General features: G+C 42.6%; 23 protein-coding genes, 1 pseudogene and 1 riboswitch. Of the genes and pseudogenes, 14 read left to right on the plus strand and 10 right to left on the minus strand.

Going from position 1 to position 26,101, the window contains the following annotated elements:
* Nucleotides 1-49: 49 nt before the first annotated feature.
* Nucleotides 50-562 (minus strand): class I SAM-dependent methyltransferase, encoded by a 513-nt coding sequence (locus tag BA724_RS07505; protein WP_069938046.1) that lies wholly within the window; start codon nucleotides 560-562, stop codon nucleotides 50-52.
* Between the two features lie 73 nt (nucleotides 563-635).
* A riboswitch (SAM riboswitch) is annotated at nucleotides 636-737 on the minus strand.
* 245 nt (nucleotides 738-982) lie between these two features.
* Between BA724_RS07505 and BA724_RS07510 the strand changes: the two genes are divergently transcribed.
* Entirely contained in the window at nucleotides 983-1,759 is a 777-nt protein-coding gene (locus tag BA724_RS07510; RefSeq protein ID WP_069938289.1) for a carbon-nitrogen family hydrolase, read from the plus strand.
* Nucleotides 1,760-1,862: 103 nt separating this feature from the next.
* On the opposite strand, the gene metA is transcribed toward BA724_RS07510, so the two are convergent.
* A complete protein-coding gene (gene metA / locus BA724_RS07515) occupies nucleotides 1,863-2,771 on the minus strand; it encodes a homoserine O-acetyltransferase MetA (protein WP_069938047.1) in 909 nt (302 codons plus the stop codon).
* A gap of 358 nt (nucleotides 2,772-3,129) precedes the next feature.
* Here metA and BA724_RS07520 point away from each other — a divergent pair, with 358 nt between their 5' ends.
* The 3 genes from BA724_RS07520 to BA724_RS07530 all read left to right on the plus strand — a co-directional run bounded on the left by BA724_RS07520 (nucleotide 3,130) and on the right by BA724_RS07530 (nucleotide 8,413).
* Nucleotides 3,130-5,319 (plus strand): DNA topoisomerase III, encoded by a 2,190-nt coding sequence (locus BA724_RS07520; RefSeq protein WP_069938048.1) that lies wholly within the window; start codon nucleotides 3,130-3,132, stop codon nucleotides 5,317-5,319.
* 312 nt (nucleotides 5,320-5,631) lie between these two features.
* Nucleotides 5,632-7,809: a GDYXXLXY domain-containing protein gene (locus tag BA724_RS07525; protein ID WP_069938049.1), complete on the plus strand. Its 2,178-nt coding sequence runs from the start codon at nucleotides 5,632-5,634 to the stop codon at nucleotides 7,807-7,809.
* A gap of 154 nt (nucleotides 7,810-7,963) precedes the next feature.
* Nucleotides 7,964-8,413 (plus strand): C40 family peptidase, encoded by a 450-nt coding sequence (locus BA724_RS07530; RefSeq protein ID WP_069938050.1) that lies wholly within the window; start codon nucleotides 7,964-7,966, stop codon nucleotides 8,411-8,413.
* 229 nt (nucleotides 8,414-8,642) lie between these two features.
* On the opposite strand, the gene BA724_RS07535 is transcribed toward BA724_RS07530, so the two are convergent.
* Nucleotides 8,643-9,968, minus strand: coding sequence for a hemolysin family protein (locus BA724_RS07535; RefSeq protein ID WP_069938290.1), 1,326 nt, complete (start codon nucleotides 9,966-9,968; stop codon nucleotides 8,643-8,645).
* 116 nt (nucleotides 9,969-10,084) lie between these two features.
* Entirely contained in the window at nucleotides 10,085-11,116 is a 1,032-nt protein-coding gene (locus BA724_RS07540; protein WP_069938051.1) for an STAS domain-containing protein, read from the minus strand.
* Between the two features lie 127 nt (nucleotides 11,117-11,243).
* On the opposite strand from BA724_RS07540, the gene BA724_RS07545 reads away from it, so the two are divergent.
* Both BA724_RS07545 and BA724_RS07550 read left to right on the plus strand, forming a co-directional pair.
* Nucleotides 11,244-12,800 carry an ABC-F family ATP-binding cassette domain-containing protein gene (locus BA724_RS07545; RefSeq protein WP_069938052.1) on the plus strand — a complete coding sequence of 519 codons (1,557 nt, stop codon included), beginning with the start codon at nucleotides 11,244-11,246 and terminating at the stop codon, nucleotides 12,798-12,800.
* Nucleotides 12,800-13,468, plus strand: coding sequence for a Dph6-related ATP pyrophosphatase (locus BA724_RS07550; RefSeq protein WP_069938053.1), 669 nt, complete (start codon nucleotides 12,800-12,802; stop codon nucleotides 13,466-13,468). Before BA724_RS07545 ends, BA724_RS07550 begins: the two co-directional genes overlap by 1 nt.
* A 180-nt stretch (nucleotides 13,469-13,648) precedes the next feature.
* Here the strand turns inward: BA724_RS07550 and BA724_RS07555 are convergent, their stop codons facing one another.
* Complete coding sequence (locus tag BA724_RS07555; RefSeq protein WP_069938054.1) at nucleotides 13,649-14,794, minus strand: DEAD/DEAH box helicase; 1,146 nt, start codon at nucleotides 14,792-14,794, stop codon at nucleotides 13,649-13,651.
* 104 nt (nucleotides 14,795-14,898) lie between these two features.
* Between BA724_RS07555 and BA724_RS07560 the strand changes: the two genes are divergently transcribed.
* Nucleotides 14,899-15,099 carry a hypothetical protein gene (locus BA724_RS07560; RefSeq protein WP_069938055.1) on the plus strand — a complete coding sequence of 67 codons (201 nt, stop codon included), beginning with the start codon at nucleotides 14,899-14,901 and terminating at the stop codon, nucleotides 15,097-15,099.
* A 79-nt stretch (nucleotides 15,100-15,178) separates the two neighbouring features.
* Here the strand turns inward: BA724_RS07560 and BA724_RS07565 are convergent, their stop codons facing one another.
* Both BA724_RS07565 and BA724_RS07570 read right to left on the minus strand, forming a co-directional pair.
* Nucleotides 15,179-15,799: a DNA-3-methyladenine glycosylase gene (locus BA724_RS07565; protein ID WP_069938056.1), complete on the minus strand. Its 621-nt coding sequence runs from the start codon at nucleotides 15,797-15,799 to the stop codon at nucleotides 15,179-15,181.
* Nucleotides 15,753-16,988 carry a DUF2254 domain-containing protein gene (locus tag BA724_RS07570; RefSeq protein WP_169818524.1) on the minus strand — a complete coding sequence of 412 codons (1,236 nt, stop codon included), beginning with the start codon at nucleotides 16,986-16,988 and terminating at the stop codon, nucleotides 15,753-15,755. The genes BA724_RS07565 and BA724_RS07570 overlap by 47 nt, the downstream gene beginning before the upstream one ends.
* A gap of 115 nt (nucleotides 16,989-17,103) precedes the next feature.
* Here BA724_RS07570 and BA724_RS07575 point away from each other — a divergent pair, with 115 nt between their 5' ends.
* The 3 genes from BA724_RS07575 to BA724_RS07585 all read left to right on the plus strand — a co-directional run bounded on the left by BA724_RS07575 (nucleotide 17,104) and on the right by BA724_RS07585 (nucleotide 19,757).
* The gene (locus tag BA724_RS07575) at nucleotides 17,104-17,433 is read left to right on the plus strand and encodes a DUF948 domain-containing protein (protein WP_069938058.1); all 330 of its coding nucleotides are present in this window, start codon (nucleotides 17,104-17,106) and stop codon (nucleotides 17,431-17,433) included.
* Between the two features lie 411 nt (nucleotides 17,434-17,844).
* The gene (locus tag BA724_RS07580; RefSeq protein WP_141719896.1) at nucleotides 17,845-18,024 is read left to right on the plus strand and encodes a hypothetical protein; all 180 of its coding nucleotides are present in this window, start codon (nucleotides 17,845-17,847) and stop codon (nucleotides 18,022-18,024) included.
* Nucleotides 18,025-18,110: 86 nt separating this feature from the next.
* Entirely contained in the window at nucleotides 18,111-19,757 is a 1,647-nt protein-coding gene (locus BA724_RS07585) for a glutamine--tRNA ligase/YqeY domain fusion protein (RefSeq protein ID WP_069938060.1), read from the plus strand.
* A 328-nt stretch (nucleotides 19,758-20,085) separates the two neighbouring features.
* On the opposite strand, the pseudogene BA724_RS07590 reads toward BA724_RS07585, so the two are convergent.
* Nucleotides 20,086-21,555, minus strand: a pseudogene (locus tag BA724_RS07590) (alpha-amylase); the annotation flags it as partial.
* A 121-nt stretch (nucleotides 21,556-21,676) separates the two neighbouring features.
* The gene (locus tag BA724_RS07595) at nucleotides 21,677-22,135 is read right to left on the minus strand and encodes an N-acetyltransferase (RefSeq protein WP_069938061.1); all 459 of its coding nucleotides are present in this window, start codon (nucleotides 22,133-22,135) and stop codon (nucleotides 21,677-21,679) included.
* A 170-nt stretch (nucleotides 22,136-22,305) separates the two neighbouring features.
* Here BA724_RS07595 and argJ point away from each other — a divergent pair, with 170 nt between their 5' ends.
* From argJ to BA724_RS07615, 4 genes are all read left to right on the plus strand, one after another.
* A complete protein-coding gene (gene argJ, locus BA724_RS07600; protein ID WP_069938062.1) occupies nucleotides 22,306-23,454 on the plus strand; it encodes a bifunctional glutamate N-acetyltransferase/amino-acid acetyltransferase ArgJ in 1,149 nt (382 codons plus the stop codon).
* 92 nt (nucleotides 23,455-23,546) lie between these two features.
* Nucleotides 23,547-24,077, plus strand: a complete 531-nt coding sequence (locus BA724_RS07605) for a TetR/AcrR family transcriptional regulator (protein WP_069938063.1) — start codon at nucleotides 23,547-23,549, stop codon at nucleotides 24,075-24,077.
* Nucleotides 24,078-24,079: 2 nt separating this feature from the next.
* Nucleotides 24,080-24,415 (plus strand): DMT family transporter, encoded by a 336-nt coding sequence (locus BA724_RS07610; protein WP_069938064.1) that lies wholly within the window; start codon nucleotides 24,080-24,082, stop codon nucleotides 24,413-24,415.
* A complete protein-coding gene (locus BA724_RS07615; RefSeq protein ID WP_069938065.1) occupies nucleotides 24,412-24,726 on the plus strand; it encodes a DMT family transporter in 315 nt (104 codons plus the stop codon). The genes BA724_RS07610 and BA724_RS07615 overlap by 4 nt, the downstream gene beginning before the upstream one ends.
* A gap of 32 nt (nucleotides 24,727-24,758) precedes the next feature.
* On the opposite strand, the gene BA724_RS07620 is transcribed toward BA724_RS07615, so the two are convergent.
* A complete protein-coding gene (locus BA724_RS07620; protein WP_069938066.1) occupies nucleotides 24,759-26,090 on the minus strand; it encodes a DUF2252 domain-containing protein in 1,332 nt (443 codons plus the stop codon).
* Between the last annotated feature and the right edge of the window lie 11 nt (nucleotides 26,091-26,101).

Raw genomic sequence — 26,101 nt, forward strand, 5'->3', positions numbered from 1 at the left:
TGACTTCATCATAATACGGAGGGACCTATTTTGAAAATGGTTAAACTGGTTATTTCACTGCAATAAACCGATTAACAGTGACCGGGTATTTCGAAGACACAAGCTCTGTCCAGCCGTTCAAGACCGCTTCCTTTGGTGATTTCGCTGACAACTGCTGAAAAAGAATTGTTGAAAAACCGGCTGCTTTTAACCGTTCCCAATAACCGGCGATTGATTCCCCATATGGATAGTCAGAAGCAGAAGGAAGGGAATCAGCTTCCGCAAAATCTGCTACAAACCGGCCGCCCTGCTTCAGTGCTTCATACGCTTTTACCGTCCATTGTGCACCGTCTGCATAAAGATGAATCGATAAAGCAGCGGCTACAGTATCGAACTCATTTTGCTTTACCTGACTAAAGGAAACCGCCGGCAAAATAGCCGCTCCCGCGTCTGAGCAACGGGCCGTCAGCGGTTCGGAGCCGCCAATAATCATGATGCGTTCTCCCTGCTGCGGGTGAATCGTGGCGTATAAATTTCCTCGTTCAATTTTCAATGGTTTGTCTGTTTTGTCAATAACGGTCATGTGCGACCCCTCCTTTTAGAAAATAAAAAAACCTTTCTTCGCCAAAATTAAGAAGAAAGGTTTCCGGTTAATCTTCTTATCTCTCAGCTGCCGCTGCAAGAATTAGCACCGTGCCTAAAATAGGTCGGTTGCCGGGTATCATCGGGCTTGTCCCTCCACCTGCTCTTGATAAGATGTATGTAGTTGTCCGTTTATCCTGCATTAACGTGTAGTAAGACTCCCGGCTCCGTATTCTAAGTAAGACAAAGTAGATAGGCGCGAGATTCAACTGCCCGTAAAATCCTGATTTGTTCAGCTAGCCATCAGTGAAAATCCATACTGATAGAAGATTCACTTTATTTATTAAAGAGGATTATGCCACGTTTCATTTTCGCTGTCAACCATGTTACAATTTTTGAAAACGAATGTGGAGATGACGAGATGAAAATTGCCTGCCTGCAAATGAATATTACGTTTGGCGACCCTGAAGCGAATTATGACCGGGCGGCCAACTTTTTAAAAAAAGCGAGTGATGCCGGCTGTGAACTGGCGGTACTCCCGGAACTATGGACAACTGGCTATGATTTAACGCGTCTCGATGAAATTGCCGATAAAGGCGCCGAACGGGCCAAATCCTTTTTAGCCCATGCTGCAAAAATGTATGGTATGCATATTGTCGGAGGCTCCGTTGCAAATGACACAGGCAGCGGTGTGAAAAATACGATGATCGTTGTTGATAAAACAGGACACGTTATTCACGAATACAGCAAACTGCATTTGTTCCGCCTTATGAACGAAGAGAAATATTTAATTGACGGCGACAGTGATGGGCTGTTTGAACTCGCCGGTGAAAAGATGGCCGGATTTATTTGCTACGACATCCGCTTTCCTGAGTGGTTCCGTAAACAAGTCCTAAATGGGGCACGTATCTTATTCGTGCCGGCTGAATGGCCGCTCGCCCGATTGGATCATTGGCGTACGCTATTAATTGCCCGTGCGATTGAAAATCAGGCGTATGTTGTCGCCTGCAACCGCTCCGGTTCTGATCCCGACAACCAGTTTGCCGGGCATTCCATTATTGTCGGTCCGTGGGGTGAGGTAATCGCCGAAGCCGGTGAGAGTGAAGAAATACTTATTGGCGATGTCGATTTTAAAGCTATTGATGAAATTCGCCGGCGTATTCCTGTGTTTGAAGACCGCAGAACTGCTTTTTATTAAAAAATAGAACGCCTGCGGGCATATGCCCGCAGGCGCTTGTTTACGTCCCGTAGTTTATCACAAACAAAAAACCCGTCCATTACACATGAACGGTCTTGCTCTTTCATTTCCACTCGTACGGCGTTTCCTGATAAACATAATAGTTCAGCCAGTTGGAGTACAGCAGATGTGCATGAGATCGCCATTTGTTCGGCGGGCGTTTTGCGGGATCATTTTCTGGAAAATAGTTTTCCGGCACTGCGATCTCAACGCCTTTCGCACAGTCGCGTTCGTATTCTTCGGCTAACGTCATCGCATCGTATTCCAGATGGCCGGTAATCATAATGTTGCGTGCATCTTTTGACATCATCAACAGCGGTCCCGCTTCCGGCGAAGAAGCGAGCAGGATTAAATCTTCGTGTGCTTCAATAGCTTCCTCGCTCACATCCGTATAACGCGAAACTGGCGAGAAAAATTCATCATCAAACCCACGCAGTAATTTCACGGTCGGATCCGTAATTGTATGTTTGAACACCCCAGAGCATTTTTTCGGCAGTTCGAATTTTCCGATCCCGTAATGGTGATAAAGTGCCGCCTGGGCGCCCCAGCAAATATGAAGTGTGGATGTCACATTTGTTTTTGCCCAGTTCATAATATCCTTCAGCTCCGGCCAGTAATTGACGTCTTCAAATTCCATCAGCTCAATCGGTGCGCCGGTGATGATTAATCCATCGTAGCGGCGGCTTTTCGCTTCTTCAAGCGTAATATAAAACTGCTCAAGATGTGATTTACTTACATTTTTCGATTCATACGTCGCTGTATATAAAAATGAAACATTCACCTGAAGCGGTGTGTTGCCAAGCAGGCGCAAAAGGTGGGCTTCTGTTTTTTCTTTTTCCGGCATTAAGTTTAAAATCAAAATATTGAGCGGGCGGATATCCTGCATTCTGGCACGATCCGCGTCCATAACGAAAATATTCTCTCTTTCTAAAACTTCGCGCGCCGGCAGCTGATGCGGTATGTTGATCGGCATAATTTTCCCCCCAGTTAGAATTTTCACTAAATAATTATAGACACCTTTGCCGAAAAAAAACAACTGTTCCCGATTATTATTTTCCAATAATAGATCAAGAATAGTTCCTTATTTTAATTCCAAATTTTTCACGTATCGACAATTGCCTTGTTGATCGCTTCATCTTTGTCCTGCTTTTTCAAATATTGATTAATATCACATTGCGTTCGTTACATCTTTTGCATAGCCGCGAATCTCCGCCCAAATCTGTCGAATTTAAGCTTTTATTATGACTGCTAAATAGAAACGTCTAAACATTTTCCATCTTAAAACTATGGTATATTAGACGGTACATAAGTCAGTAAAGGAGTTCGAACAAATGGCAAAAAGTGTAGTAATCGCTGAGAAACCCTCAGTTGCACGTGATATTGCAAATGTATTGAAGTGTACGAAAAAAGGCAATGGATTTTTAGAAGGTGACAAATATATCGTTACGTGGGCTTTAGGACATTTAGTAACGCTGGCAGATCCAGAGGCTTACGATAATAAATACAAAACATGGAATTTAGAAGATCTTCCGATGCTTCCAGAACGCATGAAATTAGTTGTAATGAAACAAACTGGAAAGCAGTTTAATTCCGTTAAAAGTCAGCTCATTAGAAGTGATGTAAATGAAATAATTGTGGCTACTGATGCAGGGAGAGAGGGAGAATTAGTCGCACGCTGGATTATTGAAAAAGCAAAAGTAACCAAACCGATTAAGCGTTTATGGATTTCATCTGTAACGAATAAGGCAATAAAAGATGGCTTCGCAAATCTGAAACCCGGGAAAGCCTACGAAAATTTATATTCATCAGCTGTCGCACGATCTGAAGCTGACTGGTATATCGGATTAAACGCAACACGTGCTCTAACAACACGTTTTAACGCGCAGTTAAATTGTGGGCGTGTACAGACACCAACAGTTGCGATTATTGCACAGCGTGAAGAAGAAATTAAACATTTTAAAGCACAAACTTATTATGGCATTGAAGCACAAACAGTAGATAATTTAAAGCTGACGTGGCAAGACGCAAAAGGCAATAGCCGCAGTTTCGAAAAAGAAAAAGTCGATACCATTGTAAAAAAGCTTGGAAATATCGATGCCGTAGTTACAGAAATTGATAAAAAGAAGAAAAAATCATTTGCACCTGGCCTTTACGATTTAACAGAACTCCAGCGTGATGCGAATAAGATTTTTGGTTACTCAGCAAAAGAAACGCTAAATATTATGCAAAAATTGTACGAGCAGCACAAAGTATTAACGTATCCTCGCACAGATTCACGTTATATTTCTTCAGACATTGTAGGAACGCTTCCCGAGCGCCTTAAAGCTTGTGGCGCAGGTGAATATCGTTCTTTAACTAATAAGATTTTAAACAAGCCTATAAAAGCTTCTAAAGCATTTGTTGATGATAGTAAAGTATCTGATCACCACGCTATTATTCCAACTGAAGATTACGTAAATTTCTCAGCTTTTACGGATAAAGAGCGCAAAATTTATGATTTAGTTGTTAAACGGTTTTTAGCTGTCCTACTCCCTCCATTTGAATACGAGCAATTAACGCTTCGTGCAAAAATCAGCAATGAGAATTTTGTTGCTAGAGGGAAAACCATTTTATCGAATGGCTGGAAAGAAGCATATGAAAATCGATTTGAGGATGAGGATGCAGAAAATGACTTGAAAGAACAAATTTTACCTAGCATCGAACAAGGCGATAAATTAGCTGTAAAATTAATTGTGCAAACCTCAGGTCAAACAAAGCCTCCCGCACGCTTTAATGAGGCAACATTACTTTCGGCAATGGAAAACCCTACAAAGTACATGGACACACAAAACAAACAGCTTGCAGACACATTAAAATCAACCGGTGGTTTAGGTACTGTCGCAACACGCGCGGACATTATCGACAAGTTATTCAACTCGTTCTTAATTGAAAAGCGTGGCAAAGATATTCACATTACGTCAAAAGGCCGCCAGCTGCTTGATCTAGTACCAGAAGAATTAAAATCGCCTACATTAACAGCCGAATGGGAGCAAAAGCTTGAAGCTATTGCAAATGGCAAACTAAAAAAAGAAGTATTTATTTCAGAAATGAAAAATTATACAAAGAAAATCGTTACTGAAATTAAAGCAAGCGATAAAAAATATAAGCATGACAATATTTCAACGAAATCTTGTCCCGATTGTGGAAAACCAATGCTTGAAGTGAATGGAAAAAAAGGAAAAATGCTCGTTTGCCAAGATCGTGAATGTGGTCACCGAAAAAATGTTGCACGCGTCACAAACGCTCGCTGCCCTCAATGTAAAAAGAAAATGGAGCTTCGCGGTGAAGGTGAAGGTCAAATTTTCACATGTAAATGTGGATATCGCGAGAAATTATCTGCCTTTGAAGCAAGACGCAAGAAAGAATCTGGCGGAAAAGTGGACAAACGTTCCGTGCAGAAATATTTAAAACAACAAGAGAAACAAGAAGAACCTTTAAACAATGCGCTTGCAGAGGCGTTAAAAGGGTTGAAATTTGACTAATCTTTAAATGAAAAAGACGTTGATTATCGAAATCAGATAATCAACGTCTTTTTCATGTCTTTCCTTCATTTTCACGGAGATAACTCACAATCAATAGTTATCTTATGTAACCATTCTTCCCTGCTAATGTTCTCGATTTATTATACACTACACCAACAAATTATTTCGAAATAGCAATCAGAAAAAGGACAAGTGTTAGTGCATAGCTTTTAAAAGGAATAAAGCAGCAGCGATTGCCGCTTCTGTTGCCATTCTGCTCTCTTCTTTTTAAAAAGATAGTATACTAAAGAAAAAGCAGGAGGGGATTATAGGATGATTAAGCAAAAACGGGGGGATATTCCTTTTTTGCTCGGCCTCATTTTTTTTATTGCCGCCATCGTTTATTTTTTCGCGTCCAATTGGCCCGGGTTTGACCGGCCGGTAAAAATCGGGCTGAGCTTGTCCACTTTATTCCTTTGTGCGGCCGCTGCCCTGTTATTTCGGCGCAGCCATACGTTTGCGTACTTGAGCAACTGGTGGCTTTTCTTGTCGGTTATCGCTTTTACCGTCTCCACAGCACTTGTCGGGCAAATGTACAATTCACATGCGGATTCATACATTTTATTTCTTATTACACTCATTCCATCCGTATTATTGGCATTCTTTACCCGCTATCGTCCTCTGTACTGGCTGTCTTTTTTGCTGTTTGAACTGACATTTTGGCTTAAGCTTTACCCGACTGGCACATTTTTTACGTATACAGATGGCGAACAGCTGCTTATTTACCTCGGAGCGATCGCCATGCACGGAGTCATCTACTTTTTTTGGCGAAACGTCCACGAGCAAAAACTTTCATTTATATCTCTTATCATCATGCAAAGCTGCGCTTTGTATTTGTTGAATATGCATATGCTGTACGACACGTTTGCAGGTGAAATAGATTATCGCGCAATTTTTATTCTGCTTCATTTTATGTATATTGCATTTATCGTGATTTTCTGGCGGGCATTTATGAGTGCACAAAAAAGTCATCCGTTCGAATTGGCTGTCCATCTTTTGTTTTTCGGTTTATACATTGTCCCGAACGTCTTTTACATGACGTTTCAATTGATGGGCGAATTTATTTTCTACACCGGTTTCCCTATGCTTCTGCTGCTTTTCGCCTTTAGCATTGTCGGCCTGCGAAAGATTAAACAGTCCTCTGCCGGACATAACCGGAAATGGACACGCTACATGGTCACGTTTTTTACCGGTGTGCTCGCTTTTATTGGAACACTGATCGCCGTGTTCTCCCTCAGTTCGTTTGTTGGGATGATTTTCGAATTCAGCGGTAATTTTTCGCTCAGCTTTCTTGTGTTGGCTGTGCTTTGTGTTAGTGCGGGACTTGCCGTAAAAAAAGAATCTTGGCTGGTCGTCCGCATCACATTGCAAATTACCGGACTTGTCTTTTCATTTTTGTATATTGTTTTAAAATGGGAACAAGTATGGACGCCGTTTTTTATTACCATTCCGTTCGTTGTGCTGACGGCTCTTTTATTTAAAAAGAAAGAAGCAACTTTGTACTATATAGCGGCAAACGCCTCTCTTCTTTATGGCATTCTTCATTTGCTTGTCGAAAATGACGTGTCTCCATCTATCAGTACGTGGGTTTTATTTTCGGCCGCAGCTGGCAATGCTGTTGTATTTCTTTTATTAAAAAATCTTTCAATAGGCCTCGCCGCTTTTTGGCTGTCACTCGTCTTTATGCTTTATTCATTAACAGAAAAAGGTTTGGATTCTTTGCTTTTGCACGCTGCTTTTCTCGTCTATATTTTTTGGCACTTATTCAAGCCTGTTCTTGAAAAACGCCTGTACTGCTGGCCAGTCTGGGCAGCTTTTGTCGGATTTTTCATCTGGAAGTATTACGAATACGCCTGGCTGCTTTTGCATAAATCACTTGCGTTTTTGCTGATCAGTGTTCTCTTTTTTACCATCTGGTTTGTATGGGGACGAAAGAATACAGCTTTTGTTTCCGTGAAAAAATGGAGTGCCGGTTTGTTTGCAGCTGTCATCGTGCTCCAGTCAGCTTTCGTGCTGGGGACTGCCTGGCAAAAAGAACAGCTTATCCAAAATGGCGAAATTGCGGCGCTGGAGCTGGCGCCTGTTGATCCCAGATCTCTTATACAAGGAGATTACGTTCAGCTTGGCTACGAGGTTCAAAATAAATATAATGAACTTTATAACAATTCCCCTGCTCCGCCTGAAGGAAAAATAGAAGTTGTTTTAACGCCTTCCGCTTATTCGATTGAATATAGCGGCAGACAGATTCCTGTGTACGAAGCAAAAGAATTTGTGCAATCAGGCACTGGAAAAGGAATTGTCATGAAAGGCAACGGCCGGTATGGGACCTTAACGCTCGGAATCGAGCATTTCTTCATCCCTGAAAACACCGGAACTGAATGGGAAGAAAAAACACATGCGATCATCCGTATTGCCCAAAACGGCGATGCTATTTTAGAAACGTTACGCTAAAAAACCGTCCGGGATGTTCCCCGGCGGTTTTTGTCATACAATTGTAATATGAAATAAATGAAACCGTAACTTACTACCCGGAATTTTCTGATATATTTACATCAGCTTATATATAAACCGTTTAGAAGCGGCCACTTAGACCGGAGGGACTACATTGAAAAAAGGATTATTTTTGATTGTCAGTATTTGTTTCATGATGTTCGGCGGACTATTGCCCGCTCAAGAAACGAAAGCAGCTTACTCCGCAGATGCAACGATTGCGGAAGCAAAAGAACATATCGGAACACCATATAAATTTGGCGGCACAACACCGTCAGGCTTTGACTGCTCTGGTTTTATCCAATACGCACATAAGCAAACAGGCTATTCACTTCCACGTACCGCTGCTGAGATGTACAAAAAAGGAAAAGCCGTGTCGAAAGCAAATATGGAACCAGGCGACTTAATGTTTTTTACTACATATAAAAAAGGTGCTTCACACGTTGGCATCTATCTTGGCAATAATCAATTCATTCACGCATCTTCATCAAAAGGCGTAACAATTGATAAAACATCGAATTCTTATTGGAGCAAGCGGTATATCGGCTCAAAAACATTAGATTAATAGTTTCAACGCCTGCGGCTGATTCGTTCAGCAGCGGGCGTTTTTTGTTTTAAAAAAGACTGAATAAACCACATCTTTTATCACATTGCTTATGATTTATTCCGCCCTTGAATCTATCATAGAACGATCTGTTAAAACAAGCACAAAGGCTAAAAAATTGAATACAATCATTCGTTGCTCAATCTTGAATTTTCAAAAAGAGTCTGCGATAAATCGCAGACTCTTTTCGTTAATTACCCTCAGCTGCCACTTCTTCTTTCGGCTTCGCTTTTTTCACTTCAATCTCATGAATATGATGGCCTTCTGCATCGCGGATAATGAATTCATAGCCGTCCTGTTCAATCGAATCACCGAGTTTCACATCAATATTTTCCGTAAGTGCCCAGCCGCCAAGTGTATCGACTTCTTCATCGGACAGGTCCGTACCAAGCAAGTCATTCACTTCAGAAATAAGCAGGCGGGCATTCAGCAAATAATGCTTCTCGCCAAGTTTTTGAACTTCGGGTTTTTCATCTGTATCAAATTCATCCCGGATTTCACCGACGATTTCTTCCAAAATGTCTTCAACCGTCACAAGTCCGGACGTACCACCGTACTCGTCCATTAATACGGCCATATGAATACGTTCTTTTTGCATTTTCAATAGAAGATCATGAATGGGAATTGTTTCAATCACTCGGATCACCGGCTTGACGAATTCTTCAAGCGGACGGGTCCGGTCACTGTCACGATTTAAATAATACGACAGCAGTTCTTTCATATTTACCATACCAAGAATATTGTCCTTATCCCCATCATCAACCGGGTAACGAGTGTATTTTTCAATTTCGATGATCGACGTAATTTCATCCCACGTTAAATCTTTCGACAACGTAATCATATCGGTGCGCGGCACCATAATTTCTTTTGCTACACGCTCGTCAAATTCGAAAATACGGTCAACGTACTTATACTCGGATTGGTTAATTTCACCGCTCTTAAAGCTTTCGGATAAAATAATACGCAATTCTTCTTCCGAGTGAGCCATTTCATGTTCAGAAGCTGGCTTCAATCCAAAAAGACCAACAAGTGCACGGGCAGAACCATTCAACGTTTTAATAAATGGATACATAATTTTATCAAACACAACGATCAGCGGTGAAAATGCGAGCGTGACCATTTCTGCTTTTTGGATTGCAACGGTTTTCGGCGCAAGTTCCCCGACAACAACGTGAATGAACGTAACAACAGAGAATGCGATAATAAACGACAGCAGACTCGCTAAAGAAGCGCCTATCTCAAAACGTTCAAATAACGGATGCAAAATTTCTTCTACGGTCGGTTCACCGAGCCAACCGAGACCAAGTGCTGTAATCGTAATCCCAAGCTGGCATGCAGACAAGTACTCATCCAAATTCGATGTGACTTTCTTCGCGGCAATCGCCCGCTTGTTTCCTTCCTCAACAAGCTGATTAATACGTGACTGACGCACGCGGATAATGGCAAATTCCGTTGCAACGAAAAAGCCGGTCAATACGATAAGTAATGCAAACAGTAATAAATTGACTGCTATCAAAATGTGGAAAAAACAGGCTGGCTGCTTTTTCCCCTCACCTCCTGAGGCAAAAAGTAGATTTTTTTCTATACCCGTATTTTCTCTTATCATACCAAATTGTCCTGAATTTAATGAAATTATTCTTCTTTCTTCTTCACAATTTGTATCCCCTCAAGCGCAATCGCATAATGAACAGCATGCTTTAACGTCGCGAAACATTTTAAATCCTTTAAATAAATTCCTTTGGAATTCATTTCCATGCCAAGTTTAGGAGAAATCCCCGCGATAATTGGAACGGCACCGATTAATTGTATGGATTGAGTTACTTTTTCAAGTGTACTTAAGATTAAACTGTCCATCGCTTTAATACCGGTTACATCAAGAATAAGCATACTTGCTTTATGCTCAACAATCGCCTGCAGCGCTGTTTCCGTAAAGTCATCCGATCGTTCCTGGTCAAACCGCCCCATCACTGGTGTCACAAGAATACCGTCCAGCACGGGAATAACGGGGGAGGACAATTCACGAATCATTTTACGCAGTTCAATTGTGCGATTCTCCACCATTGCTTCAAGCTGCATAATCGTTTGCTGCTCTTGCGTTTGAATATGCTCCCGCACATTTTCTGACGGCGTTGTCGGAGACGGATATAATTCAATTTCTTTATAAGAACCTTCGTCTGTTAAATTATATTCTGTTATTTTATACCAAATAGTTTCATCAAGCAGGCCGCTGAATATCCCAGCCCAATGGCCGCCCAAAAATGTGCCAGGGTTTTCTTTTCCCTGCGCATGCACGACCTTGCTTTCCCAGTCGTTTCGAATAGATAGAATGGCGCGTCGTTCCGTTAAGCAAAGCTGCTTGAATTCAATCGCTCCCCATCCTGCCGCCGCATAAATATTTGGCAAAAACGCAAGAATATCTTCTGCTTTTTCCCCGTTTTCTTTATAAAAACCGCTGAAAATTTTCCCTGTCCGGTAGCCCGCTGTTTCCATGACAATCCGCGCAGATTCCGTACCTGTTACTTCTTCAATTGTATCAATGAATGTTTTCAGGGCCGTTTTTGTCCAGAAAAGAACAACGTCCACTCCTTCAAACTGGAATAATCCTTCCCCCCAATTCCATTGAAGGTTCGTCCCGCCCACTTTGATCTCCTGCTTTTCCTGCATCCACAATCCCTCCCGAATTTCCTTATGCCTCCATTCTACAACGAGTACCTCCTGTTTAACAGTTTTGCCCCGTTTTTTCAGGAAAATGATATAATGATCAAAAAACGAACAAGGAGTTTTTATTTACATGAGTATTTTATCGGTCAGTCGCCTTAGCCATGGTTTTGGCGACCGCGCTATTTTTAACGACGTCTCTTTCCGATTGCTGAAAGGTGAACATATTGGGCTTATTGGAGCAAACGGTGAAGGTAAATCGACGTTTATGAATATTATTACCGGGCAGCTGCAGCCGGATGAAGGAAAAGTGGAATGGTCGAAAAACGTCCGTGTCGGCTACTTGGACCAGCATGCTGTGCTTAAGCCTGGCATGACGATTCGTGATGTGCTTCGGACGGCTTTTCAATATTTATTCGATATCGAAACAAACATGAACGAACTGTTTGGTAAAATGGCAGATGTTACGCCGGAAGAGCTGGAAAATCTTCTTGAAGAAACTGGAATAATGCAGGATTTATTAACGAATAATGACTTTTATATTATTGATGCTAAAATTGAAGAAACAGCGCGCGGACTCGGTCTTGATGAAATTGGTCTTGAGCGGGATGTTCATGACTTGAGCGGTGGGCAGCGGACGAAAGTATTGCTTGCGAAACTGCTTCTTGAAAAACCGGATATTTTGCTTTTGGATGAGCCGACAAACTATTTGGATGAACAGCATATTGTATGGCTGAAACGCTACTTGCAGGAATATGAAAACGCCTTTGTACTCATTTCACATGATATTCCCTTTTTAAATGATGTTGTTAATTTAATTTATCATATGGAAAACCAACAATTGACCCGGTATGCCAGCACGTATGACGAATTTTTACGCGTGCATGAAATGAAAAAACAACAGCTCGAGGCAGCCTTTAAAAGGCAGCAGCAGGAAATTGCCGGTTTGAAAGATTTTGTCGCCCGCAACAAAGCGCGTGCTGCAACGAGTAATATGGCGATGTCCCGCCAGAAAAAGCTTGATAAAATGGATATCATTGAGCTTGCATCTGAACGGCCAAAACCAGAATTTCGCTTTAAAGAAGGCCGGACGCCAAGCAAGCTTATTTTTGAAGCGCGTGATCTTGTTATTGGGTATGACGAGCCACTGTCACGTCCCTTAAACTTACAGATGGAACGCGGACAAAAAATTGCCTTGACCGGCGCAAACGGCATCGGGAAAACGACATTGCTGAAAAGCCTGCTCGGCGAAATCAAGCCTGTTTCCGGCACCGTCGAACGCGGGGAAAATTTATTGATCGGCTACTTCCAGCAGGAAATAAAAGTCGATAATAAAAATACATGCATCGAAGAAATGTGGACAGAATTCCCGTCTTTTACGCAGTATGAAATTCGTGCGGCTCTTGCGAAATGCGGCTTGACGACGAAACATATTGAAAGCAAAGTATCTGTCTTAAGCGGCGGTGAAAAAGCGAAAGTCCGCCTGTGCAAATTGATCAATCAGGAGTCCAATGTTCTTGTCCTGGATGAGCCGACGAACCATTTGGATGTTGATGCAAAAGAAGAATTAAAACGTGCGATAAAAGACTATAAAGGCAGTGTCTTGCTTATTTCCCATGAGCCTGAATTTTACCAAGACGTTGTCACCGATATTTGGAATGGCGAGTCTTGGACGACGAAGGTCTTTTAATGGAGAGAGCCAAACGATACGCACTATCCTGGAGCGGCGGTAAAGACTGCATGATGGTTTTGGACAAAATGAAAAAACAGCAAATGGACGTTGTCTGTCTTATCACGACAGCGCCAATCGAGACAGGCCGGACATTTGGGCACGATGAAAAAATGGAGCTCATTGAAGCGCAGGGAAACACGCTTGATCTTCCTGTCCATTTTATCCGCTGCCGCTACGATCATTACACTGAAGACTTTATTCAAGATTTGAACACGCTGAAGGAATCTTTTTCGCTAGACGGCATCGCGTATGGTGACATTTATACAGATGCCCATTTTGAATGGGGAGAAAATACCGCCGCGGCTGCCGGGTTGAAAGCGATCTTTCCACTGCGCGCTGAACCTGTTAAAGCGGCTGGAATGTTAGAAGAATTCATTGACACCGGCTATAAAGCGATAGTGATCCGCATTCGAAAAGACCGGCTTACTTCGGATTTTTTAGGGAAACAGCTTGATTGGTCTTTTGCAGAAAAAATCAACGAAACAACCTGCTGCCCGATGGGTGAAAATGGTGAATACCACACATTCGTGTATGACGGTCCTTTATTTCAGAAAGCGATTCCGATTCACACTGGCAAAGTAATTGAATCAGACGCTACTTACCGTCTGGAATTATCACTTTCGTAAAAAAAGCAGTGGCTATGCTATCGTCGGAAAAATGAAATAATCGCTGGAATCAAGCCTGCTATGGCCGGAAAAGACTTTTTCCGACCATAGCTCTTCACTTTCCGGCGATCATCATCTGAATAAATCGGCGGCAGCCGCTTTATTTAAACAAAAATGCCGCGACTCATCGCGGCATTTTTGTTATTTTTTCGCCGGAAATGCCTTTCCTTTGAAAAATTCATATTTTTCGAGTTCTACACCGATTTGACGGGCAATTTTTTTCAATTCTTTTTCCTGAAATTCGCTCGTGATTAACGTGATGACCGTACCATCTCCGCCGGCACGACCGGTTCTGCCGGAGCGATGTGTGTACTCACGTGCATTATGAGGCGCTTCAAAATGAAGGACGTGCGTCAGCCCCTTCACGTCGAGTCCGCGCGCGGCTACATCCGTTGCAAACAAAAGCGGTGCTTTTCCGCTTCGGAAATCACGGATCGCCTTCACCCGTTCTTCTTTGCGAAGTTCACTGTGCAAGACACCATTTTTCACACCTTTAAACGACAGTTTCTCTGACATAACGTTCACATCGGTAATATCTTTAATAAAGGCAAGCATGCGTTCCGGCTCAAACGTACGCATCACTTTCTCAATCATTTGCTGCTTTTCTTTCCATGCGCACGTAAAGTAAAGATGCCGGACGGTTCCTTCCTGCGGCAAGCTCCCTTTTTTAATTTGAATTGTTTCCGGATCGTTCATAAGTTCTTTTGCCTTTTGTTCAGCTGCGGCCGGAAGCGTTGCAGAAAATAGGGCAAGCTGTCGGTCTTTTTGTGTTGCCTTAATGATCGACTCTACCGGTTCTGCAAGAGCCGTTGTAAACAATTCGTCTCCTTCGTCAAGCACGATCAATTTCACTTCATGCATTTTTAGTTTTTTCAGTTGAATGAGTTCAAGCAGCCGTCCCGGCGTTCCACAAATGATGTGTGGCGGTTTTTTCAGCCGGTCCGTCTGGCGTTTAATGTTAGCCCCGCCGATCATACCGGCAGACGTAATAACGCCCCCGCCGAATGTACGGATTTCTTCTCCAATTTGCATGATGAGTTCACGCGATGATGCCATCACAATCGCCTGGACTTGGCTGCGTTTCGGGTCGATTTTTTGAAGCATTGGCAAAACGTACGCCAATGTTTTACCGGTTCCTGTCGGTGATTCCGCGATCACGTCACGTCCGTTTAATAAAAGTGGAATCGCTTCTTCTTGAACAGGCATCGCCTGCTTAAAACCCGCTTTCTCCCATGATTCCTGTAAAAATGGCTGTAATGATAATAAAAAGGCTGGTTTTGTTGACATAAAATCTCCTTCGTCGTTTTTGTCTATTATCCATTTTTTTCAGATGTTTAACAATGACAAAATAAGGTTACAGTACAGAAAACGATTTCTTAGGGGGACTAACAATGGATAAAAAGCGTGATCAAGGCAAAATGGATAATCCTGAACAAATCGATACAGACAAAGAAAGTCTGTATGATAAATTTGAAGAAGAACAAAATGTAGACGCGATTCCGTTAGAGGATTTAAAACTCGAGCAGCGTGAAGAAAAAGATAAGCATGGCACGAAACATTCATCATCCAGTGAAGAAAAATACCCTAAATAAAAGCGCCTGGAGCTAGATACTGTTCGAAAATATATACATTTTCATCTGGAAAGGCAGCGGCTATTTAAGCCGCTGCTTTTTATTTCGATACATACGGATTTCCGGCTACCCAAAACCGCCACGGGTAGTTTTTTGCTTCACCACTGTTCGGAATACCGATTCGAGGGCCGGTCACAATTTTTTCGGGCGCAAACCCTGGCGCAATGTATATAGGCGGCTCATCGAATCGTCTGCCATAATCAGTCATATGAATACCGAGTGCTTTCGTCAGCTTGCCTGGACCGCTCGTTAAATTTTTCATTGCCATGCTTCCCCGGCGCTTAATCATCAAGTCAATGCCTTCGTACGGTTCAACCGCCCGGATAAGTACGGCTTCCGGCGTTCCCACTTCTCCGCTGACGACGTTGACAAGGCAATGCGTATGCATTAAATATGTGTACACACGGCCTGCCTCTGCAAACATCACTTCGGTACGTTTTGTCCGTCTGTTGTTATAGCTGTGAGCAGCTTGATCAAGCGGCCCACGGTATGCTTCTGTTTCCACAATATAACCTGAAGCAATACCTTCTTCCGTCTCCTTTACAAGCAGGCATCCCAGCAAATTTCGCGCCAGTGTGAGTGTCGGCAGTTTAAAAAAAGCTTCGCCGACCGGCTTATAGCTGATCGAATCGTTCGGTAATCTTTCGCCGGTCTGTCTCATTTAAAATATCCTCCTCTACTTTTGCCCGGACATAGTCACCGAAATGGCGGACCTTTTCTCCAATTGCCGGGGTATTATCACGCGCAATCATCTCCAGTGCATCAAAAACAGCCAGCAGTACAGAGACACGATCCCGCCCTGAATAACAGATTTCGTAAAACGTTTCGTACAAAATTTCTTCAAACGGCCGCTGTGGCACAATGAGACGTTGATCATAGACGACATATTTCCCATCCAGCCGGCTCGCTTCACCAAGAGCCATGCCAATATGACGGATACTGTCTATTGCTGTATTTGGATCATTTGCACCCGGTGCCAGTGCACGAAGCGTAATTTCAGATAACTTTTGAACCGCAAACTCCACATCCTGTACTGCTGCCCTTTCATCTCCTACTTTTATATAATCACGGACATCTTTATGAAAAGAAGCTGAACGGTACAATCGGACAATAGGCGTTTTTTTCATGACAAACGTACCGATTGGCTCTGTTATTTCTATGATACAGTCATGCTCTTTTGCGATGCTTAATAGCTTTTCGGCTTCATATAGTTGTATATACCCTTTTTCCCCAGAAATGAGCAACTCCGGCTCCACATCTGGCACCTCGGGGCGAACGTCTACACGTTTACCCGACTTTTCGATTTTCTCAATCATTTCTACCGCATCATCTGCAAGACGGTCGATCAATTTTGTTACTTGAATGGAATTCGCCACATGCTGGAGGAAATGCGCAAAGAAAATGAGACAAATGAAGGCGATAAATACCCCAACTGCTGCGGAAATAACAGGATCATCGTTATTTACTTCACGGATGAACAGGAGTGAAAACATTGAATAAACAAAACCGCCCATGAACACACCGAGCACTCGGAGTGTCACCTTATCATGAATAAAATTTTGCAAAATACGCGGTGAAAATTGCCCTGAATAGGTTGTCAGCACGACCATGAGCGTGGAGAACGTAATGGATGTCATCGTCAGCAGCGAGCCAGCAATAGACCCAAGGATGGCTTTTGTTAATGATGTGCTCGTCAACAGCCGGTCCGGCACCACTTTTTTCACCGTTTCATAATAAGATACATCAATCCAAATGACCAAACTGGCCAGTATTAAAGCCCCTATGCTATAGATCCCCGGCACAATCCAAATATGCCGGGACAACTTTAACCTCGTACGCTCCTTTAACATGCCATCACCTCTTCTTTCTTTTTCCGTTTTTGCTATTTTCCAAAACATTTTCTGTTACTTTTCCTGCAATTCAGGGTACAGTAGAAAAAAGCATGGAATTTCAGGAGGTTTTTTTATGGAATGGATTGGATGGCTTAGTCTTGCTATTGTTGTCGGTGCACTTATTTTTCTCGGAATTTCGGCGTTTAAAACATTTAAATCAATAAAACCGAAAGTAGATCATTTAAAAGAGGCACAGCAGCGCATTCAAACAGAAACAACTAAAATTAAAACAGAGACGGATGAATTAAAAGTTCATCAAGAGCATATTATGGCGGATGTCGACCATGCGAAACAAGCAGTTACATTAACCGTAAATGAGACGAAACAAATTCCGCAAAACGCAAAATTTTTAGCAAAAACAGCCGTTGATTCAGCAAAAAATAAAAAAATGGCGAAAGCCTAATATGATAGGAATGAAAGGCTTTTCGGCACTCCGTCGAAAAGCCTTTTTTACATCTTTTTAACTTCGTTACAGCAGGTATCGTTACGCTAAAAAATAAAGAACTTGTTGCCGGTTTTAATGTTATTACTTAGACGCCATGCTGTTTGTTGGACTGCGTATAAAAAATCATTCTATTTAACAGACTATCTGCTCAGAGGCCCTAAATTAAGCCTGCGCGCTTTTCTACGGTGCATCGGATGTAGAACAGCCGGTTCCTAAGAAGGCTGCCCGGTACAACGTATTTAACTGGCATTAGCCTGGATTATATTTGTGTTGCCTAGGCGAATTTGCTGGAGCTGCAAAAAAACTGCGTAAGTATACGAAAGTGGCGAATAATTCGATTACCTGTCTTCCGGTATGATTTCCGGCTGTGTGTTGTTTCATACAGTTTCCGGAATCCATTATCGGACTGGATTATTCGTTGTAACCGGTTATATGTATGAATTAATTCCAGGCTTCCGGCTTTCTCTTGCTGCCATTAGGATTGTCAGCCTGCTTTCAAAAATCGAAGGCGTGCAGCAAAATGATTTGATGAACTTGCCGCGAAATTGAAAGAATATTGTCCAGCCCTTTCTTTCACGCGGTCAGTGAAATATAATAAACATACATGACCTTAACAGAGAAAGGCTGGTATCACCTTGGAACAATCATCTAATTTTATTCGAACGATTATTAAACAGGACTTAGAAACAGGCAAACGGGATCATGTTATTACCCGCTTCCCGCCTGAGCCGAATGGCTATCTTCATATTGGACACGCAAAATCAATTGTCATCAACTTCGGGCTTGCAGACGATTTTGGCGGCAAAACAAACTTGCGTTTTGACGATACAAACCCGCTAAAAGAAGATCAGGAATATGTTGATTCCATTAAAGAAGATGTCTCCTGGCTTGGCTATGAGTGGGATGCTCTTCACTATGCGTCCAATTATTTTGACGAAATGTATATGTGTGCCGTCTTGCTTATTAACAAAGGGCTTGCTTACGTGGATGACTTATCCGCCGATGAAATTCGTGAATACCGCGGGACACTGACTGAACCGGGCAAAGAAAGTCCACACCGCGCACGCACAGTGGAAGAAAATCTGGATTTGTTTGAACGAATGAAAAACGGCGAATTTGCAGATGGAACAAAAGTGCTCCGTGCAAAAATTGATATGGCATCACCAAATTTAAATTTGCGCGATCCAGTTTTATATCGTGTATCTCATGCTTCTCATCATAATACAGGTGATGCGTGGTGCATTTACCCAATGTATGACTTCGCTCACCCGCTTGAAGATGCGATTGAAGGTGTTACACATTCCCTTTGCACAACGGAATTTGAAGATCATCGCCCGCTTTATGAATGGGTTGTCCGTGAATGCGAAATGGAGATGCAGCCGCAGCAAATCGAATTTGGCCGTTTAAATATTACCAATACGGTTATGAGCAAGCGGAAGCTAAAACAGCTTGTAGATGAGCAGCACGTAGACGGCTGGGATGATCCGCGTCTTCCGACGATTTCCGGTATGCGCCGCCGCGGTTTCACAGCAGAAGCAATTCGTGAATTCGTTAAAGAAACAGGGGTCTCTAAAGGGTCTGGGGTTGTTGATTCAGCGATGCTTGATCATTTTGTCCGTGAAGATTTGAAGCTGAAAGCACCGCGTACGATGGGTGTGCTTCGTCCGTTAAAGCTTGTGATTACGAACTATCCAGAAGGAGAAGTAGAATGGCTGGATGCGGAAATCAATCCGGAAAATCCGGACATGGGCACACGGAAAATTCCATTCTCACGTGAAATTTATATCGAGCAGGAAGACTTCATGGAAGAGCCGCCGAAAAAATATTTCCGCCTGTTCCCTGGCAATGAAGTACGCTTAAAGCATGCTTACTTTGTGAAATGTGAAGATTTCATCAAAGATGAAGAAGGAAATGTAGTTGAAATCCATTGCACGTACGATCCTCGCACGAAAAGCGGATCGGACTTTAACGAACGGAAAGTAAAAGGAACGATTCACTGGGTAGATGCTACACACGCGGTTCCTGCCGAATTTCGTTTATACGAGCCGCTTATCCTGGACAGTGAAGAAGAAGACGAAGAGAAAACGTTCTTGGATTATGTGAATGAAAAGTCTTTGGAAACATTAAATGGATTCATCGAGCCAAATTTAAAAGATATTGACGTGCAGGAAAAATTACAGTTTTTCCGCCATGGCTACTTTAACGTCGATCCGAAACATTCAAAGCCTGGCAAACCAGTTTTCAACCGGATTGTTTCATTAAAAAGCTCGTTCCGTCTTTAATACAAAGCAGCCCCGCCTTCACAGCGGGAGCTGCTTTTTTACTGCGTTATTCTTTTTTCTTCTTTTTCGGTTCATCTTTCTTGAGCTCTTTTTTCAGTTCTCTTTTTAGTTCCCTTTTTGTTTCCTGTTTGACCTGTTTCTTTAGGTCTTTTTTTATATCCTTTTTCGCTTCCAGTTCTTCTTTTACTTCTTCTTCAATGGTTTCTTTGACTTCCCGCTGCAGTTCTTCTTTTAACTCTTTTTTCACTTCTTCTTTTAATTCTTCTTTCACTTCATGCATCAATTCCTGCATTAATTCCGATTTACGGTCTGCTTCATGATCCGGTTCTTCTACATCCACTTCCGGCAGCGCCCAAACGGAAACCGAACCGGCATTAACCGGAAAAATAGCACAGCCGTCTTCGCCAATTTCAATAATTTCATCCCTTGAGTTTAACATATCCACCCACTTTTCGCCGGCGCGTTCTTTGCCGACGCACATATGCTTATCTCCGCCCTCTTCACTGTTATTAATAACAACAGCACAGCCGGAACGCTCAATTTCTTTTACACCTTTACGCACCCAGCCGATTGTATTCGGATGATCAAAATAATCTTCTTGATCTCCATACGCTTTATGAAGACGGCTGTATAAGAGCGGGTCTAGCGCTTCTTTTTTCGGATCGACCGGATTGTCTCCGCCAATGCCGTAATAATCGCCGTAAAAAACGCACGGATAGCCATCTTTGCGAAGCAGCGTTAATGCATAAGCGCTTTGCTTAAACCAATCGGCCAAAAAAGATTCCAACGATTCGCCTGGCTGCGTATCATGGTTATCAACGAATGTAACAGCATTTTGCGGATAATTTTCCACGATTGTTCCTTCAAAGATTTTTGTCAGGTCGTATTTTGCTCCTTCTTGAGAAGCACTATATAAATTATATTTAAGCGGGACATCGAACAAATGAATGCGGCCATCGGTTTCTTCAATCATATTTGCGCATGGTTCCAAATCTGCCACCCAAAATTCACCAACAAAAAAGAAGTCATCTCCCCGCTCTTCTACTACTTCTTTTGTAAATTCATCAACAAAGTTGTGATCAATATGTTTAATAGCATCCAAACGATACCCATCACAGTCCAGTGTTTTTGCCATCCATTTGCCCCATTTGATCACTTCTTCACGCACTTTTGGATGACGATAGTCGATATTGGCGAACATCAAATAATCGTAATTGCCAAATTCATCATCAACGTTATCATTCCAATTTTTATATTCACCCTCGATACGGAAAATGCCGGTCCGGTCTTCTTTCGCATCATAATCTGTCCCATTAAAGTGCTGGAATCGCCATTTAAAATCTGAATATTTCCCTTTTCGTCCGGGGAATGTAAACTTTGTCCAGCCTTCTATTTCAAACGGTTCTTCCGAGATTACTTTTTTCCTGTCATTTTGATCCACTTCAACGACTGCAAATCTTTCTGTTTCATCCGCCCCAGCTTTATGATTCATCACCACATCCACATATACGTGAATGCCGGCATCATGACAGGCTTTAATAGCCTTTTCAAGTTCTTCTTTTGTCCCGTATTTTGTTGGAACCGTCCCTTTTTGGTCAAACTCGCCAAGATCAAATAAATCGTACACGCCGTAGCCTGTGTCCTCCGCAGACTGTCCCTTTGTGACTGGAGGAACCCATATGGCTCCGATACCCGCATCCTTTAATTCTTTTGCTCTTTCTTCCAGTCTGGTCCAGTGCTTTTGGTCCGCAGGTAAATGCCACTCAAAAAATTGCATCATTGTACGATTTTTTTCCATTTTCATCTCTCCTGTCATCTGCTTGTGAAAAACAATATAAACTCTTTATACCCTATTTTCATAAAAAATGATCAGATGAAAAAAATAAATCGGCTGTCCTGTTATGGGCAGCCGATTCTTATTAAGCTGTTTTAATGGCCATCGCAATTTCATCGCAGCTTGGAAATTTCGGACAATGAATGCAGTCGGTCCATACTTTTTGAGGCATTTCAGTTTTTTGAATGACTTCAAACCCGCATTTTTCGAAAAAAACAACTTGATACGTGAGCGAAATAAGTTTTGGAATACCGATTAATGTCGTCTCTTCCACAACTCGTTCAACGAGCATTTTTCCAATGCCGCGTCCTTTCGCATTTTCTTTCACACCGAGTGAACGAATTTCAGCGAGATCGTGACCAAGTATCGCCAGGCTGGCAATGCCAAGAATCTCTCCGTCCTCCTCCGCAACAAAAATAGACTGCAGGTTTAAAACGAGGGAATCTTTCGTTCGTGGCAGCATCAGCCCTTCATTTGCATAATGATTCACGAGTTCAAATACTTGCTCCACGTCAGCCAGCACCGCTTTGCGTACTTCGATCATGATTTCTCACCCTTTCTGCTCCTATGTTATCTTTCTATCTTACTGATTTTTATTTATATGTCAAGGCGTTATATTCATTTAATTTGAATAATTATTCAAATCCTCTTCACTTGTTCAAGCATCTCATTGTATAATGATAACATCATGATAAATAGCTGGGAGGATTTTCTTTGACTCATTTTCCAAAAGGATTTACGTCCTGCTCTGTTAATGCAGGCATAAAAGATGATACGCTCGACTTTACGATTATTTATTCAGATGTCCGCGCTTCCGCCGCGGCAATGTTTACGAAAAACCAATTTTGCGGCGCGCCGATTACGATTGGAAAAGAACATGTGGCGGACGGCTATTTGCAGGCGATTGCCGTTAACAGCAAAAATGCAAACGTCGCAACCGGTGACAAAGGCCTTCAAGATGCCCGGACGATGACTGAAGCAGTCGCTGCTGAGCTCGGCATTCATGCGGGCGACGTCCTTCCCTCATCAACTGGCGTGATCGGTGTTCCACTGCCGATTGAAAAAATCACCGCAGCTGTTCCCGGCTTAAAAAAGCAGCTGACAGCGGATGGACTTGAGCAGTCAGCAAGGGCGATTATGACGACAGATACCTATCCAAAGTTCCGGACGCGCAAGATCGGTGATGTCACAATTGCCGCAATGGCGAAAGGCTCAGGCATGATTGAGCCAAACATGGCGACAATGCTCAGCTATATTCTAACGGATGCGGAAATCGAGCCTGCTGACTTAAAAAAAATGCTGAAAAAAGCGGTTGATGTTTCCTTTAACAGCGTTTCCGTTGATGGCGATACAAGCACAAGCGACACCGTGGCCATTTTGGCAAACGGGCTGGCCGGCAATGTGGATTTAGCCGAATTCGAGTCGGTATTAACAGATCTTTGCATTGAACTTGCAAAAGAAATTGCCCGTGACGGGGAAGGCGCAACGAAACTTGTAGAAGTACGGGTAACCGGGGCAGAAAGTGATCAAATTGCCAAAAAAATCGGCAAATCGATTATTAATTCGCCGCTCGTTAAAACGGCTATATTTGGAGAAGATCCGAACTGGGGACGGATTATGTCGACGATTGGCAATTCAGAGGATCCTATCGAGACTTCCTCTGTTTCGGTTTCATTTGCGGATGTTCACGTGTTCAAAGATGGGATGCCGACTGAAGACAAGCGGACGGAGCTAGAGGACTATTTAAAAACAAATGAAGTGCTCATTAACATTTCACTTGGAAATGGAACAGGTGCCGCAACCGTCTGGGGCTGTGACTTATCGTACGATTACGTAAAAATTAATGGTGAGTATACAACATAATATGATGCCCGCCTGGAAAAGGCGGGCATTTTTGCTTTGTTTCTTTATCTATGTTATTATACGCACTAACGAACGGTAGGAAGGATTGGAAAATGAAAGAATCGATTAAACAAGCAGCAGCTTCCCTTTTCGCTGAATACGGCTACGCTGGAACATCCCTTGCTCAAATAAGCGAAAACGTCGGCATAAAAAAACCATCTATTTACGCACATTATAAAAGCAAGGATTACTTATTTAAATGTATCTTTCAGGATGCGTTCAATGCTGAAATGAAGAGAGTGGGAGAAACCAATGATTTATACGGGCTGCTCCAATCATGCCTTTTTCTTTACGATAAGGATCCGCTGTTTCGCTTTTTTCTGACAAGCTCTTTTTTCCCGCCTGATTTTTTAAGAGAACATATTCTTAAACAATATAATTCTTATCTCGGGGCACTTGAAGCAAAAGTCAAAGCCCTCTTAAACAGGTCTTCTGTGAATAGCGACGATGCTGGTGTTATGTATACGATTATTTTAGACAGTGTATTTGTCGAACTATGCTACGGCACACGCGAGCGCTCAGAAAAGCGGCTCAATGTCGCATGGCGGATATTTGAACAGAGTTTTATGAAAGGACGGGAATAGAGATGAATACCAAATGGCTTCTCGTTCTTATTGCGGGATTTTTTGAAGTTGGATGGGCAGCAGGATTAAAACATGCTGATTCGCTTTTTGAATGGATCGGAACGGCTGTGGCGATTGCAGTCAGCTTTGGCCTGCTCATTTATTGCTCCAAACACTTACCGGCCACCACCGTGTATGCGGCTTTTGTTGGCCTTGGAACCGCCGGAACGGTTTTACTCGATATGGCCATGTTTGGCGAGCCGTTCAGCTGGATGAAAGTGGCGCTCATCATGCTTCTTCTTATCGGTATTATTGGCTTAAAAATGGTCACACATGAAAAGGATGTGGCGGCATCATGACATGGACCCTATTAATCGCAGCAGGCCTTTTAGAAGTAGTCGGTGTTGCCGGCATGACAATGGTCAACGAACAAAAAACGTTACGCTCCTGGCTGATTTTAATTTGCGGCTTCGGACTGAGTTTTCTTTTTTTGTCTATTGCCATGGCTTCTATTCCAATGGGCACAGCGTATAGTATCTGGACTGGAATCGGTACGGTCGGGAGCGCGCTTGTTGGCATGATTGTTTACAATGAACCGCGTGACGCCAAGCGGCTTTTATTTATTGCCATGATTATCATTGCTGTGATCGGCTTAAAACTCGTTTCATGAAAAAAACTGCCCAGAGAGAGGCAGTTTTTTTGTTACGTAAATTTTGTATTCAGCCAGCCGCAAAACAGTACGTAATCTTGTTTGACGCGTTCCTTATACGCCATTGACATAAAAACGAGCTGTTCAGAAAACGCATCAAAATTCTCGCCAATCGCATTTAAGATCTCTTCTTCACTATGATAATCTAAGAGTGAATGCGCGATGTCTACATCCGCTCGGGCATGAATTTTCGCCGCAATGCCGCCGAAGACGTCGAGTACTTTATCAAACTCTTTTTCGTTTTCAATATCTTCCGGCTTTACCCTTTTTTTATAAGGAGACCGTTCCCGCACGTAGAAATGCCGGTTGTCGATCGTGACATAACCTAACAATGGATCATCATGGTGATGCATCGCTTTTTGGGTCGTGACAACACGTTCACCCTGATGACCGTATTTCAGCCAAAATTCTTCATTGTATGGCATAAAATAAGCTGGTATTGGAGCACGCACTTCTTTCATTTCCAAAATCAAGTCATCAAGCTGCTCTGTGCATTCCTGCTTGCCTTCTATTAAAATGTAATAGCGGTCGAGACCGATCGAAGCCGTACCGGATCCATGCTTGCGTACGATATGTTTTATTTCATAAAATCCGCTTTTTTTTCGGTCTGTATCATCCAGGCTAGCTATATACTCGCTCCAAACGGCGTCAATTTTTTCCTGCTCTTTTTGTGTAACGGGCGCGAGTTCTTCTGAAAAGCCAAACGTCCGTGCACCGTTTTCTTTTACTGTCCATCTTTCAAGCAGTCGTGCTGAATCACGTTTTTCAAGTTTTTTGAGCACTTTGCGAATCGGGCCCGTTGTATTCTCTTCTGTGTAAAAAAGAGTAACAGGATCTTCTTTTCCTTTTACAAACTTTTTCAGCTGTTTGTAATAGGCGTCAAGAAATACACGCATCCGTTCTTCTGCGTCACTAAAACCATACTGCTCACAATAAAGGGCGATACTGACAGTCATACGCAGTAAATCATATACGTACGAACCCATGTAGCCTTCGTCAAAATCGTTAACATCATACACAATATCCCCTTCGTTATTTTGAAACGCACCGAAGTTCTCCACGTGCATATCGCCTTGAATCCAAGTCGGTTTGTCGTCTGGTGTATGAAATGAAAATGGAATTTTTGTCACATCGTAATAAAATAAATAGGCGCTGCCCCGGAAAAATCGAAATGGGTTTTCCGCCATTTGCCTGTATTTCTGCTTGCGTTTATCATGACTCAGGCCGGTGATCCGTGAGTCAAATTCATTCAGCACCGTTTCTAATATATTCGAACGAAGTGCCCGGCGCGTTTTCTGCACTTCCGCCATCCAGCTTTCAATCATCCATATCCCTC

Origin of the sequence: Domibacillus iocasae (assembly GCF_001750285.1) — a bacterium.
Lineage (GTDB): Bacteria > Bacillota > Bacilli > Bacillales > Domibacillaceae > Domibacillus > Domibacillus iocasae.

Excerpts from the sequence above, each read along its gene's own strand:
- BA724_RS07505 (WP_069938046.1), bottom strand. The coding sequence starts at position 562 with ATGACCGTTATTGACAAAACAGACAAACCATTGAAAATTGAACGAGGA.
- BA724_RS07510 (WP_069938289.1), top strand. The coding sequence starts at position 983 with ATGAAAATTGCCTGCCTGCAAATGAATATTACGTTTGGCGACCCTGAA.
- metA (WP_069938047.1), bottom strand. The coding sequence starts at position 2,771 with ATGCCGATCAACATACCGCATCAGCTGCCGGCGCGCGAAGTTTTAGAA.
- BA724_RS07520 (WP_069938048.1), top strand. The coding sequence starts at position 3,130 with ATGGCAAAAAGTGTAGTAATCGCTGAGAAACCCTCAGTTGCACGTGAT.
- BA724_RS07525 (WP_069938049.1), top strand. The coding sequence starts at position 5,632 with ATGATTAAGCAAAAACGGGGGGATATTCCTTTTTTGCTCGGCCTCATT.
- BA724_RS07540 (WP_069938051.1), bottom strand. The coding sequence starts at position 11,116 with ATGCAGGAAAAGCAGGAGATCAAAGTGGGCGGGACGAACCTTCAATGG.
- BA724_RS07545 (WP_069938052.1), top strand. The coding sequence starts at position 11,244 with ATGAGTATTTTATCGGTCAGTCGCCTTAGCCATGGTTTTGGCGACCGC.
- BA724_RS07550 (WP_069938053.1), top strand. The coding sequence starts at position 12,800 with ATGGAGAGAGCCAAACGATACGCACTATCCTGGAGCGGCGGTAAAGAC.
- BA724_RS07555 (WP_069938054.1), bottom strand. The coding sequence starts at position 14,794 with ATGTCAACAAAACCAGCCTTTTTATTATCATTACAGCCATTTTTACAG.
- BA724_RS07560 (WP_069938055.1), top strand. The coding sequence starts at position 14,899 with ATGGATAAAAAGCGTGATCAAGGCAAAATGGATAATCCTGAACAAATC.
- BA724_RS07565 (WP_069938056.1), bottom strand. The coding sequence starts at position 15,799 with ATGAGACAGACCGGCGAAAGATTACCGAACGATTCGATCAGCTATAAG.
- BA724_RS07570 (WP_169818524.1), bottom strand. The coding sequence starts at position 16,988 with ATGTTAAAGGAGCGTACGAGGTTAAAGTTGTCCCGGCATATTTGGATT.
- BA724_RS07575 (WP_069938058.1), top strand. The coding sequence starts at position 17,104 with ATGGAATGGATTGGATGGCTTAGTCTTGCTATTGTTGTCGGTGCACTT.
- BA724_RS07595 (WP_069938061.1), bottom strand. The coding sequence starts at position 22,135 with ATGATCGAAGTACGCAAAGCGGTGCTGGCTGACGTGGAGCAAGTATTT.
- BA724_RS07605 (WP_069938063.1), top strand. The coding sequence starts at position 23,547 with ATGAAAGAATCGATTAAACAAGCAGCAGCTTCCCTTTTCGCTGAATAC.
- BA724_RS07610 (WP_069938064.1), top strand. The coding sequence starts at position 24,080 with ATGAATACCAAATGGCTTCTCGTTCTTATTGCGGGATTTTTTGAAGTT.
- BA724_RS07615 (WP_069938065.1), top strand. The coding sequence starts at position 24,412 with ATGACATGGACCCTATTAATCGCAGCAGGCCTTTTAGAAGTAGTCGGT.
- BA724_RS07620 (WP_069938066.1), bottom strand. The coding sequence starts at position 26,090 with ATGATTGAAAGCTGGATGGCGGAAGTGCAGAAAACGCGCCGGGCACTT.